The organism is Streptomyces sp. TN58, assembly GCF_001941845.1.
Classification (GTDB): Bacteria; Actinomycetota; Actinomycetes; order Streptomycetales; family Streptomycetaceae; genus Streptomyces.
In genome coordinates this window covers 6,316,319-6,328,436 of record NZ_CP018870.1, presented here as the reverse complement: position 1 = coordinate 6,328,436, position 12,118 = coordinate 6,316,319, and the positions used below count along the sequence as shown (strand labels likewise).

General features: G+C 73.7%; 9 protein-coding genes and 1 riboswitch. Of the genes, 1 reads left to right on the top strand and 8 read right to left on the bottom strand.

Features of this window, described 5'->3' with window-relative positions:
- The 4 genes from BSL84_RS28505 to BSL84_RS28490 form a co-directional block, all read right to left on the bottom strand.
- A complete protein-coding gene (locus tag BSL84_RS28505; protein ID WP_075971459.1) occupies positions 1-1,758 on the bottom strand; it encodes a sensor histidine kinase in 1,758 nt (585 codons plus the stop codon).
- 242 nt (positions 1,759-2,000) lie between these two features.
- Positions 2,001-3,242 (bottom strand): MBL fold metallo-hydrolase, encoded by a 1,242-nt coding sequence (locus BSL84_RS28500; protein ID WP_079273325.1) that lies wholly within the window; start codon positions 3,240-3,242, stop codon positions 2,001-2,003.
- A gap of 121 nt (positions 3,243-3,363) precedes the next feature.
- On the bottom strand, positions 3,364-4,149 hold the full coding sequence (locus BSL84_RS28495; RefSeq protein ID WP_030031971.1) for an SGNH/GDSL hydrolase family protein: 786 nt from the start codon (positions 4,147-4,149) through the stop codon (positions 3,364-3,366).
- Between the two features lie 161 nt (positions 4,150-4,310).
- A complete protein-coding gene (locus BSL84_RS28490) occupies positions 4,311-5,288 on the bottom strand; it encodes a M23 family metallopeptidase (RefSeq protein WP_075971458.1) in 978 nt (325 codons plus the stop codon).
- A gap of 4 nt (positions 5,289-5,292) precedes the next feature.
- Positions 5,293-5,499, bottom strand: a riboswitch (cyclic di-AMP (ydaO/yuaA leader).
- A gap of 282 nt (positions 5,500-5,781) precedes the next feature.
- Here BSL84_RS28490 and BSL84_RS28485 point away from each other — a divergent pair.
- On the top strand, positions 5,782-6,573 hold the full coding sequence (locus tag BSL84_RS28485) for a tyrosine-protein phosphatase (protein WP_030030697.1): 792 nt from the start codon (positions 5,782-5,784) through the stop codon (positions 6,571-6,573).
- A 44-nt stretch (positions 6,574-6,617) separates the two neighbouring features.
- On the opposite strand, the gene BSL84_RS28480 is transcribed toward BSL84_RS28485, so the two are convergent.
- Genes BSL84_RS28480 through shc form a run of 4 tightly spaced genes read right to left on the bottom strand, consistent with a single transcriptional unit; the run spans position 6,618 to position 11,999 of the window.
- Entirely contained in the window at positions 6,618-8,024 is a 1,407-nt protein-coding gene (locus BSL84_RS28480) for an aspartate aminotransferase family protein (RefSeq protein WP_075971457.1), read from the bottom strand.
- Positions 8,021-9,052 (bottom strand): adenosyl-hopene transferase HpnH, encoded by a 1,032-nt coding sequence (hpnH, locus tag BSL84_RS28475; RefSeq protein ID WP_030030695.1) that lies wholly within the window; start codon positions 9,050-9,052, stop codon positions 8,021-8,023. Before hpnH ends, BSL84_RS28480 begins: the two co-directional genes overlap by 4 nt.
- Positions 9,053-9,057: 5 nt before the next feature.
- Positions 9,058-9,774: a 1-hydroxy-2-methyl-2-butenyl 4-diphosphate reductase gene (locus tag BSL84_RS28470; protein ID WP_075971456.1), complete on the bottom strand. Its 717-nt coding sequence runs from the start codon at positions 9,772-9,774 to the stop codon at positions 9,058-9,060.
- The gene (shc, locus tag BSL84_RS28465; protein WP_234308331.1) at positions 9,774-11,999 is read right to left on the bottom strand and encodes a squalene--hopene cyclase; all 2,226 of its coding nucleotides are present in this window, start codon (positions 11,997-11,999) and stop codon (positions 9,774-9,776) included. The genes BSL84_RS28470 and shc overlap by 1 nt, the downstream gene beginning before the upstream one ends.
- Positions 12,000-12,118 lie beyond the last annotated feature (119 nt).

The window sequence follows — 12,118 nt, the reverse complement described above, 5'->3', positions numbered from 1 at the left end:
TCATGCCTGGTTCTCCGACTGCGCGAGGCCGTAGCCCCGCTGGAAGGCGGCCATGAGGCCGGGGTCGTGTACGGGTCGGTCGGGGTCGGCGGAGGGCCGCGGCGGAGGTGCGTCACGCAGTTGGGGTGCGAGGTGCGACTGGGCCCGGCGCCGCGGCAGCACCGGCTTCTCTTCCGCGGCGCCGCCGTGCTCCTCCCCCGTCGCGAGCCCCTGCCCGGCCGTCCACCCGCTCCTGGGCGCGGCCTCCGGCCCGGGCGCCCACGTGTCCTGCGGTGCGGCCCCCGCCTCGGGCGGGGTCCCCGCACCGGGTGCGGACCACGCCGCCGGCGCCCCGGCGGGCATGCCCGACGGGGCCGGCGCGAAGGCGGGCCATCCCGGTTGCGGCTCGGGGCGGGGGGCGGGGATGGTGGGCGGGGCCTCCGCCCCGCGCGGCACGGGCACCGCCTGCACCGGCACCTCGGGCGTGGGCACAGCAGCCGTGGGCACGGCATGCACCGGCACCGTCGGCATCGGCACTCGTGCCGGTTCCAGCGGCGGTGTCACCCGCGAGCCCTCGGCCGCCTCCGCGCCCAGCAGGTCCTGCGGCAGCACCAGCACCGCGAGGACGCCGCCGTAGATGTTCGACTTGAGTTCGACGGCGATCCCGTGCCGGCGGGCCAGCGCCGAGACGACGTACAGGCCGATCCGGCCGTCCGCGAGCAGGCTGCGGACGCCGGCCTGGTCGGGTTCCGCGAGCAGGGCGTTCATCCGGTGCTGCTCCTCGGCGGGCATGCCCAGTCCCCGGTCCTCCACCTCCACCGCGATCCCCGCGGTGACCCGCTCGGCCCGCAGCACCACGTCGGTGTCGGGAGGGGAGAACACCGTGGCGTTCTCGACGAGTTCGGCCAGCAGGTGCACGACGTCCGCGACGGCGTGTCCGCGGACGCTGCCGCCCGCCGGCGGCACGACCTTGACCCGGGTGTACTGCTCGACCTCCGCCACCGAGGAGCGGAGCACCTCGCTCAGGTCGACCGGCCTGGTCCACTGCCGGCGGGACGCCGCACCGCCCAGCACCGCGAGGTTCTCGGCGTGGCGGCGGATGCGGGTGGCGAGGTGGTCGACGTGGAAGAGCTCCTTGAGCAGGTCCGGGTCCTCGACCGTGTCCTCCAGGTCGTCCAGCAGCGAGATCTCGCGGTGGACGAGGGACTGGAGCCGGCGCGCGAGGTTGGCGAAGACCTCGACCTTGCGCTCGCTGTCGGACGGGGTGACCGGTCCGGCGAGCCGTACCAGGGCCGTGTGTGCCTGTTCGCGGGCACCGCGCAGCTCCTGGGAGAGCAGCCAGAACTCGTCCACGCTGGCCGGGTCCGCGCCGGTGAGCGGCGCGTTCGGCCCGCCACGGACCGGCCGGGGCGGGGTCTCGCCCCGCTCCAGCCGTTCGGCGGCCGTCCGCAGCTCCTGGCGGCCGCGCACACTGGAGCGGCGCAGCGCCTCGCACCGGTCGCGTACGGCCTTGGCCGCGCGCTGCGCGCCGAGCAGGGCGGCGGCCAGCGCGCCGGCCGTGAGCAGGGCGCAGCCTGTGAGCACCGGCCACAGCCGGGCGTCGCGGTCGCCGGCCCCGCCGCCGAGCTGAAGAGTGAAGATCACCGCGGCGGCGCCGCTGAGCGCGGCGGCGAGCGTGGGCAGGAGGGCGGCTCGTACCAGCTGGGGGCGTATCTGCCGGGCGGGACCGGTGACGGCGTGTCTCGACGGGGCGTGGCGGGCGGCGCGGGGTCCGGACATCGGCGTCCTCGGTACGTGGGGCCCGGCCCCCAGGGTTCCCGGGGCCCGGTGTTGATCACCGAATACCCACGCTAGACCCCGTCATCCCGCCGCGGACTGCCAGTTGGCGAACTTCGCGGGGGTGCTTCCCGCTCCCGACGGAGCGCTCGCACAGCAGCCCGAATGCGCCGGTCAGCCAGCTGGGGCCGCCCGGCGCCGCCCCTCTCGGCGCCCGTCTCGGGCCAGGGGGCCCGCTGGTGCGCTCAGGAGCCGACGGACTCCGGCTCCTCCTGGCCGTCGGCGGCCGACGACACCACGCGGGCCGCAGTCGCCGCCGCCCCGCCCGCCTCGTGTGCGGGCACGGCCGCGGGGCCGTCCACGGGTCCGGCCTGCGCCGCCCCTGCCACGAACGGACGCCACCACGCTTCGGCGGGCGCGCCCTCGGTCCCCGGCTCGAACGGCTGGCCCGGGATCGGGAGTGCCACGGCCGCGCCGGCCCCCCGGGCGGCGGCCAGGGTGCCTTCGCCGGGCTCGTCCCACGGGTGCGGTGCCAGGTTGAAGGTGCCCCAGTGGATCGGCAGCATGGTGCCGTGCGCGGCGCCGCCCTGGAGGTCGAGGTGGGCGCGCATGCCCTCCTCGGGGGTCATGTGGATGTCGGGCCAGTACTCCGAATAGGCACCGATCTGGATCATCGTCGCGTCGAAGGGGCCGTGTGCGGCGCCGATCTCCGCGAAGCCGGGGAAGTAGCCGGTGTCCCCGCTGTGGTAGATCCGGTGCTCCTCGCCCGCGACCACCCAGGAGGCCCACAGGGTGTGCTGCTGGTTGCGCAGGCCGCGGCCGCAGAAGTGCCGGGCGGGGGTCGCCGTCAGGGACAGCCCGGCAATGCTCGTCGATTCGTTCCAGTCGAGCTCGCGCAGCCGGTCGGCCGGGACGCCCCAGCGCTCCAGGTGCGCGCCGACTCCGAGCGGTACGGCGAAGACCGTGGCCGTACCGGCCAGCGCCTTGATCGTCGGCAGGTCCAGGTGGTCGTAGTGGTCGTGCGAGATGACGACGACGTCGACCTCGCCCAGCGCGGCCAGCGGTACCGGTACGGGGTGCAGCCGCTTGGGGCCGGCGAAGGGGAAGGGTGAGCAGCGCTCGCCCCACACCGGGTCGAACAGCACCCGGTGCCCGTCGATCTCCGCGAGCACGCTGGAGTGCCCCATCCAGGTCAGGCGCAGTCCGCCGGCCGGCGGTTTGGCCAGGTCGGCGAGGGTCGTGGGGTGCACCGGGATCGGGGCTCCCGGGCTGCGCCGGATGCGCTGCTCGCGGTGGAAGTAGATCTTCGCGAACTCCGTCATCGACCCCGAGGGCCTGTTCCGGGCCCCGACCGGGTTCTGGAAGACGCCGTCGGCGAAGTTCGGCGAGCGGCGGATCCGCTCCAGCCGGGCGCCGGACGGGTCCGCGCCGAAGGCTTCGGGCCGCAGGGCGCGCAGGCGCGGACGGAGGGGGCGGGAGCCGGTCAAAGCGCCTCCAGGGAGCGGTGGGGTCGGTGCGGTCGTCTGGCCACGACCATCCCAACGCTCACCGGCCCCTGAGGATTCCGCCCGCCGCTCCCGTCCGCCCCCGTCCCCCGCGTCCGGGCCGCTACAGCGGCAGCAGGTCCGGCCGCTTCGCCTCGACGTGATCACCGGAGGACTCGCCGCGCAGCCGGCGGCCGATCCACGGCACCAGGTACTCGCGGGCCCACTGGATGTTGTCGCGGGTCACGTCCACCGAGCCGCGCGGGCGCAGCTGCGGCCACGGCTGGTCGGGGTCGGCGGGCACCTCCAGGCCGAGCACCTGCGCGGCGCGCAGTGCGACGCGGGTGTGCCCCTCGGGCGAGAGGTGCAGCCGGTCCGCGTCCCAGGCGCGCCGGTCCTGTACGGATTTCAGCGACCAGAGGTCGAGGACCGGGCAGTCGTACCGGTCGGCGATGGCACGCACGTGGGCGCTGTACGTCGCGACCTTGCCGCGGAGGTGCTTGAGGACGGGCACGCCCCGGGTGTCGAACCCGGTGGTGATCATGACGTGGCCGACGGCTCCGGTGAGGTCGGCCACGGCCGCCTCGAACCGCTCTGCCACGTCGTCCGGGTCACTGCCGGGCCGGATGATGTCGTTGCCGCCCGCGCAGAAGGTGACCAGGTCGGGGGCGAGGGCCTTGGCCCTCGGCACCTGGTCGGCCACGATCTGGTCGAGGAGCTTGCCCCGCACCGCGAGGTTCGCGTACCGGAAGTCGTGCTCGTCGCGCTGATCGGCCAGGAGCACGGCGAGCCGGTCCGCCCAGCCGAGAAAAGAATCCCCAGGCCCCGGGTCCCCCACGCCCTCTGTGAAGCTGTCCCCGATCGCCGCGTACGAGCCGATGGTCTTGAGTTTCGTCGTCGTCGCTGCCACGAGAACCCATCCTTCACTCCCGCAAGCAACCTACGCCAACGTAATGAGGGGTTGACGGGCCGTGATCTGTACCACGCCGGGCATAAGGAATAAGTACGCGTGGGGCCGGGGCCCCCCTCGGGTCCCGGCCCCACGCGCGTCGTGCTCCGCCGGCGGTGCCGTCAGAGGCTGGCGCCCTTCGAGCGGAGGTAGGCGATGGGATCCAGGTCCGAGCCGTAGGACGGGCTGGTGCGGATCTCGAAGTGCAGGTGCGGGCCGGTCGAGTTGCCGGTGGAGCCGGAGAGGCCGATGCTCTGCCCGGCGGTGACGCTCTGGCCGGAGGAGACGGAGAGCTGGGAGAGGTGGGCGTACTGCGAGTACTTGCCGTCCGCGTGCCGGATGACGACCTCGTTGCCGTACGAGCCGCTCCAGCCGGCGGAGACGACGGTGCCGGCACCGACGGCCTTGACGCTGGTGCCCATGGCGGCGATGAAGTCGACGCCGGTGTGGTAGCCCGACGACCACATGGCACCCGCGACCTTGTACTGGGTGGAGACGCCACCGCCGACCGGGGCCACGAATCCGGCGGCGGCTGGCTGCGCGGCGGGCGCGGGGGCCTGGGCGGGGGCCTCGGGGGCGGACTCCTGCCGCGTCTGGGGGGCGGCGGCGCGCTTGGCCGGCTTCGGCGCCTTCGGGGCCGCCTTCGGCGCGGCCTCGGGGGCGGTGCGCGGCGCGGGGACGGCCTGGACCGGGGCGGCGGCCTGGCCGCGGGCTCCGAGGGTCAGCTTCAGGCCGGGGTGGACCAGGTCCGGGTCGGCGCCGACCGCCTCGCGGTTGTCGGCGTACAACCGCTGCCAGCCGCCGGAGAGGTTGCGCTCGGCGGCGATCCGGGAGAGGCAGTCGCCGGGGACGACTGTGTAGACGCTCGGCGCGGCCTGCACGGCGGCCGCGGGAGCGGCGGGTGCGGCCTGGAGGGCGGCGGGCGCCTGCGGAGCCACCGCGGGGGCGACGGCGGGTGCCGCCGCCGGGGCGACGGCCGCGTTGGCGCCTGCGGCGACCGTCAGCGGCAGGGCGAGGGCCGCGCCGCCGGTGCCTGCGACCGCGAATCCGCGGGAAAGCGAAAGGGACTTGGGACGGCGGTGCTTACCCTTTGCAGGCATGGCGCATTCCTCTCCGGCGCCTGCGAGGTGAGCTGTCGGGTTCGGACTGGAGATGTCCGGCCGCACGTGTACGGGACATGTGCGGCTTCACCCCGAGCCGTACCGGAAAAGGATCTCCGGAACAGCGGCTTACCTGGTTCCCCCGCTCCTGCCGCGCGAAATGGTTCGGGTGCGGTTTCCGGGCGGCGGCAGGATTCGGCGATCCACCCGGATCGATCGCGAAGGTAATCCCTTGCGGGCATGCCGAACAAGCCGCGAATTCCCTGACGGATTCACAGGTATGAGGGACCGCCGGAATTCCGGTCACCCTCTGTCCATTCCGCCGAGCCAACAGCCGCCCCCGCCGGGCCATTCGGCCTCGGCGATCAGGCACTCACGGTCACCGTATGATCTGGCTCACCCCGGACGCGCCCGATCTCGCCTCCGGTTATTGCAAGTTGGCGCCAAGTAGCTCAATTCGGACAGAGGCCCCACACCAGGCGGAGGAGTTCCCTTGACCCAGCAGACACAGGAGCCGGAGCTGACCGGAGTGCGCAATTTCCGCGATGTAGGCGGATTGCCCACTTCTGATGGACGAACGGTCGGGACGGGACGACTCTTCCGAAGCGGACATCTCGCGCATGCCACCGAAACCGATGCAGAATTCCTCGCTTCGCTCGGCCTGCACACCGTCTTCGACTTCCGCAACGGCGCCGACCACGCGCTGGAGGGCCCGGACGTCGACCTGCCCGGCGTACGGAACGTCAACATCCCGCTCTCGGACCCGGCGGACGGCCGGGAGTTCTGGCGGCTGGTCCGCGACGGCGACCTCGAACAGCTCCGCTCCGTCCTGGGCGACGGCAGGGCGGCGGCCCGGATGTCGGACTCCTACCGCCGGATCGTCCGCGACCGCACCGCCGAGCACAGCCGCCTTCTGCACGCCATCGCCGAGGACAGCGTTCCCGCCCTCCTGCACTGCGCGGCCGGCAAGGACAGGGCGGGGCTCTCCGTCGCCGTCACCCTGCTCGCGGTCGGCGTCGAACGCGAGGCGATCGTGGCGGACTACCTGGAGTCCAACGCCCCACACCGCCGCTACCGGATCCGCCGCGGCTCCGCCTCGGCCGAGGCCCGCTCGCCCGAGGTGATGGAGCTGCTCGCGCCGCTCTTCGACGCCCGCGCCGAGTACCTGATCGCCGCCTTCGACACCATCGACGAGGTCTGGGGCGGGGTGGAGCGGTACCTGGCGCAGGGCCTGGGGCTGGCGCCCGGGACCCTCGACCGGCTCCGGGACCGGCTGCTGGTCTGATCCGCCCGGCGGTGCACACCGCCGGACACCCGCGAGGCAGGCCGTCAGCGCGCCGCGACGGCCTGCTTCACCAGCGTCCTGCCGAATTCCCACATCAGGCCGGAACCGCCGTGCGCCTCGTCCATGACCTCGCGGAAGGCGCCGACGAACCGGTCGACGTCCCGCTCGTCCAGCACCAGCGGCGGAATCAGTTTGATCACCTCCAGGTGGTCCCCCGAGACCTGGGTGAGGATCCGGTGCCTCTGGAGCAGCGGCACCACGACCATCTGCGCGAAGAGCCCCTTGCGGGCCGCCTGGAGCATCGTCCAGCGGCTGCGCAGCCCCAGCGAGGACGGCCGGCCGAACTCGATGCCGATCATCAGCCCGCGCCCGCGCACCTCGTGCAGCAGCTCGTACTCGCCCACCAGGGCGGCGAGCCGCCCGCGCAGCAGGTCACCCGTCGTCCGGGCCCGCTCCACGAGGCGCTCGTCCTCCATGACGGACAGCACCGCCAGCCCGGCGGCCATCGCCTGCGCGTTGGACCCGAAGCTCGCGGAGTGCACGAGCACCCGGTCCATGGACGAGTAGACCTTCTTGAAGATCCAGTCCTTGCCCAGGGTCGCGCCGACCGGCACGTAGCCGCCCGACAGCGCCTTGGCCACGCACACCAGGTCGGGCTCCACGCCCGGCTCGTGCTGGTACGCGTAGAAGTCACCGGTGCGCCCGAGCCCCGTCTGCACCTCGTCCGCGATCAGCAGCGCCCGGTGCCGGTGCAGCAGCTCCTGCGCGGCGGGCAGGAAGCCGGGCGGGGCGGCGAGGACTCCCTTGCCCTGGATCGGCTCGACGACGAGGGCGGCGACGTCGCCGCGCTTCAGCTCGCGCTCCAGGGCGGCGAGATCCCCCAGCGCGATCCCGGTGTCCGGCAGCAGCGGTGCGAAGCCGTCCCGGAACCCGGCCTCGCCGTTGACCGACAGCGAGCCGGCGGTCAGCCCGTGGAAGGCGTGGTCGCAGTAGAGGATCCTGGGCCGCCCGGTGGCGTGGCGGGCGAACTTCAGCGCCGCCTCGACCGCCTCGGTGCCGCTGTTGCCGAAGAAGACCCGGTCCAGGTGCGGGCTGTACGAGAGCAGCTTCTCGGCGAGCAGCCCGGGCAGCGGCTGGCAGTCGAAGCGGGTGAGGTCGGCGAGCTGGGCGTCCAGGACGTCGTGCAGGGCCTGTCGTACGACGGGGTGGTGGCGGCCCAGGCCCATCACGCCGAAGCCGGCCAGCATGTCGAGGTAGTCGTTGCCGTCGGCGTCCCAGAAGTGGGCTCCCTCGGCCCGCTCGTAGACCTTGTCGAAGCCGATGGTGCGCAGCATCCGGGGCAGTTGGTGGTTGAGGTGGCGGGCGTGCAGCTCGTACCGCTCCGCCCCGCGCGCGGCCAGCAGGGCGCCGAGGTCGAAACCGGCGCCCCGCCCCTCTTCCGCCGGGCTCATGCCGACCTGTCCCGGTTGCCTCCGACGGTCTCCCGGGCGGCCCGGAGGGATTCCTTCAGGGAGCCCATGGTGGCGAGGACGGCGGTCGGCTCGTAGCCGCAGTGCGCCATGCAGTTCGCGCAGCGGGGGTCCTTGCCGCGGCCGTACTTGTTCCAGTCGGTCTCCTCGACGAGTTCCCGGTAGGTGGGGACGTATCCGTCGCTCATCAGGTAGCAGGGGCGCTGCCAGCCGAAGAGGGAGTAATTCGGAATGGCCCAGGCCGTGCAGGGAAAATCGGCCTTTCCTTCCAGGAAGTCCAGGAAGAGCGGTGAGTGGTTGAGCCTCCAGCGCCGCCGGTTGCCGCCCGCGAAGGCCTTCCTGAAGAGGTCACGGGTCTGCTCGACGCCCAGGAAGTGCTCCTGGTCCGGTGCCTTTTCGTAGGCGTAGGCGGGCGAGATCATCATTTCGTCGACCCGGAGGTCGTCATTGAGGAAGTTGAGCACCTCGATGATCGTCTGCGGGGTGTCGGTGTTGAAGAAGGTGGAGTTCGTGGTGACGCGGAATCCGCGCCTCTTCGCCTCCTTGATGGCCTCGACCGCCTCGTCGAAGACCCCCTCCTTCGCCACCGACTCGTCGTGGCGCTCGCGCAGGCCGTCGATGTGCACCGCGAACGCGAAGTACGGGGAGGGGGTGAACTTCTCGATCTTCTTGCGCAGCAGCACGGCGTTGGTGCAGAGGAAGACGTACTTCCGCCGTGCGACCAACTGCCGCACGATCTCGTGGATCTGCGGGTGCATCAAGGGCTCTCCGCCCGCGATGGACACCATGGGCGCACCGGATTCCAGCACGGCGCCGACCGCCTGGGCCACCGGCATGCGCTGCTTGAGCACCCCTGCCGGGTGCTGGATCTTCCCGCACCCCTCACAGGCCAGGTTGCACGCGTAGAGCGGCTCCAGCTCGACGATCAGCGGGAACTTCTCACGCTTGCGGAGCTTCTGTTCGAGCAGATAGGTCCCGACCCTGACGGTCTGGCGCAGCGGCATGGCCATCTGGCTCACCTCCTGGGGAGCAGCGAAGAACGGTGCCATTCGTAAAACGCGGGAAGTACGGCACGCAGGACACGGAAGGCCGATATTCCCCCGCGCACCGTGCCGATCCGGACGAGCTCATGCTCCGGAGCGTCCACGATCACCCGGACGGCCGCAACAGGGCGCTCGGTGCCCCGGACGGCGGCCCAGAGGGTCGCCGCGGACTCCATGTCGACCGCGACGGCGCCCGTGGCGCGCAGCTGCGCGCGCTCCTGGCCGCGGACGACGTGGTCGGAGCCGGTCAGCGGGCCGGTGTGTACGGTCCGGCCGGGGACGGCCAGGGCCAGCGCCTCGGCGAGCAGGTCGGTCCCGGTGCAGGGGACGGTCCCCCGCGGGTCGCGGGTCTCCTGGGCGACGACGAGGTCGCCGGGGCTCATGCCGGGGACGAGCCCGGCGCAGAACCCGGTGGCGAGGACCGCCGCCCGGTCCGTCCCGGGCCGCTCCAGGGCCCGGCGGACGGCGCGTTCGGCCGCACGGGGGCCCATCCCGGTGCGCAGCAGGGTGTACGCCCCGGCCGGAGCCCGGTCGGGGCCGCGCGTGCCGGAGGCGGGGCCCCGCCCCGCCCGCGTGCCGGGTGCCTGGGCCCGCCCCGCGCTGCGCAGCGCCATCTGCTCGATGCGCAGCGCGCAGGCGACCAGCAGCGGGCCCGCCGGCGCGGCCCGGTCCGCTCCGGAGGCGGGCATCAGGGCCCCCCGGGGGCCGAACCGGCCGGGGCCGACGGCTCCCCGTACAGGTAGCGGCCGAGGGCCGTCAGCGGGAACACCTGCCGGTACAGGTGGTAGTTGATGGAGAAGTCCCAGGGGAAGCCGGTGCCGGTGAAGTACGGCTCGTCCCAGGAGCCGTCCTCGTGCTGGGTCCGGACCAGGTGGGCGATGCCGCGTTCGACGGCCCTGCCGTCCCGCTCGCCGGCCGCGAGCAGGGCCATGAGCGCCCAGGCGGTCTGCGAGGCGGTGGAGGCGCCCCTGCCGGCCCACGACCGGTCCTTGTAGGAGCGCTGGTCCTCCCCCCAGCCGCCGTCCTCGTTCTGTACGGATTCCAGCCAGCGCACGGCGCGCCGGACCGCGGGGTGTCCGGGGGCGAGGCCGGCCGCGGTGAGGGCGGGCACCACCGACCCGGTGCCGTAGACGTAGTTGGTGCCCCAGCGGCCGAACCAGCTGCCGTCCGGCTCCTGTGCGTCGAGCAGCCAGGTGATGCCGCGCCGGGTCCGGGCGTCGCCCGCCCGGCCCTCGAAGGCGAGCATCTCCACCACGTGGGCGGTGACGTCGGCCGACGGCGGGTCGATGACCTCACCGAAGTCGCAGAAGGGCAGCCTGTTCGGGAGGGGGCTGGTGTTGTCGGCGTCGAAGGCGCCCCAGGCGCCGTCCTTCGACTGCATGCCGAGGGTCCAGGACACGCCGCGGGCGATGGCCGCGTCGAGCCGCACCGGGTCGGGGTGCCTGATGCGGCGCAGGGCGAGGACGACCTCGGCGGTGTCGTCGATGTCCGGGTAGGTGTCGTTGTGGAACTCGAACGCCCAGCCGCCCGGGGCGAGGCCGGGCCGGCGCACCGCCCAGTCGCCCGTGCGGGTGATCTCCTCGCCGAGCATCCAGTCGGCGGCCCTGACCAGCGCGGGATGGTCGGGGCGCACGCCGGCGTCGGCCAGTGCGATCGCGGCGAGGCAGGTGTCCCACACCGGGGACTGGCAGGCCTCGATCATCCGGGCGCCGTCCTCGCGGCGCACCGCGAAGCGGTCCAGGGATTCCAGGCCGGCGCGCATCACCGGGTGGCCGAGGTCGTAGCCGAGCAGGTGCAGCGCGATGACGGAGTACACGGCGGGTGGCTGGATCCCGCCCCAGCAGCCGTCGTTCTCCTGCCGTTCGACGATCCAGCGGGCGGCGGTGTCCATGGCCGCCTTGCGCAGCCGGCGCGGCGCGAACCGCCGGTAGACGTGCAGGGCCCTGTCCATCCGCTGGAAGGCGCCGTCCCAACTGGTCAGCGGTGCCATACGGGTGGCGGGGTACGGGGCCCGTGCGTCGGTGTGGAGCTCGTCGAGGGCGAAGGGGGCCGGGCGGACCGGGCGCAGCGCGGAGACCACCGTGAGCGGGACGATCGTCTGGCGGGCCCAGCAGCCGAAGTCGTAGATGTTCAGGGGGACCCAGGGCGGCAGGAACACCAGCTCGGGCGGGAGTTCGGGCAGGTGGTCCCAGCTCCACCAGCCGAAGAGGGCGAGCCAGATCCGTGTGAAGACGCGGGCGGCGGCGATCCCGCCGCCCGCCCGGATCCAGGCCGAGGCGCGGCTCATGTGCGGGGCGTCGGCCGGGTCCCCGGCGAGGCGCAGCGCGACGTAGGCCTCGATGGTGGCGGAGAGTTCGGGCGGTCCGCCGTGGAAGGTGGCCCAGGTGCCGTCCTCGCGCTGCTCGCCGCGGATGAAGAGGGCGGCGGCGTAGGTGGTGGCCTCGTCCCGGATGCCGAGGAACTGCCGGAGCAGGAGGTCCTCGGCGTCCATGGTTACGTTGGTCTCCAGGTCGCCCTTCCACCAGCCCGCGGGGTCCTGGCGGTCCAGGAGGTGGAGGGTGGCGCGCGCGGCGGCCTCGTACACCTCGCGCGGGCTGCCTTCGGGCGGCCGGGGCAGGTCCGCCTGCGTCGCCTTCCGGCCCGCGCCGGGCTTCCCCGGCGGCCGGTAGGCGGCCGGCGGGCCGGTCCGCCGGCCCGGTTCGGGCGGGGCGGCGAGCCGCCCGGTGGCCGCGGCCGGCAGGGCGGGCCCGGCGCCGGGCGGGGGGCCGGCCTGGGCGGCCGGGTGGGGCGGGCACGGCAGCCCGTACTCGGTCCGCGGGGCGGCCGCCCCGGCGGGGCCGGGCGGCGGGGCGCCCGGGGTGGATTCGCTGCCGGCGCCGGCGCTCTCCGCGCTGCCGTCGGTCGTCGCTGTCATGGCTTCCCCTTAGAACAGTGTCCTGTGCTGTGCTGGGGTCTGCCGTCGGCCGGCGCCCGCACGCTCAGGCGGGGGCGCCGGCCGGCGACTCGCGATTCATATCCGCTGTCGGGTGGCGG

Coding starts and splice junctions, on each gene's coding strand:
- BSL84_RS28505 (WP_075971459.1), bottom strand. CDS start 1,758: ATGTCCGGACCCCGCGCCGCCCGCCACGCCCCGTCGAGACACGCCGTC.
- BSL84_RS28490 (WP_075971458.1), bottom strand. CDS start 5,288: ATGCCTGCAAAGGGTAAGCACCGCCGTCCCAAGTCCCTTTCGCTTTCC.
- BSL84_RS28480 (WP_075971457.1), bottom strand. CDS start 8,024: ATGAGCCCGGCGGAAGAGGGGCGGGGCGCCGGTTTCGACCTCGGCGCC.
- hpnH (WP_030030695.1), bottom strand. CDS start 9,052: ATGGCCATGCCGCTGCGCCAGACCGTCAGGGTCGGGACCTATCTGCTC.
- BSL84_RS28470 (WP_075971456.1), bottom strand. CDS start 9,774: ATGCCCGCCTCCGGAGCGGACCGGGCCGCGCCGGCGGGCCCGCTGCTG.
- shc (WP_234308331.1), bottom strand. CDS start 11,999: ATGACAGCGACGACCGACGGCAGCGCGGAGAGCGCCGGCGCCGGCAGC.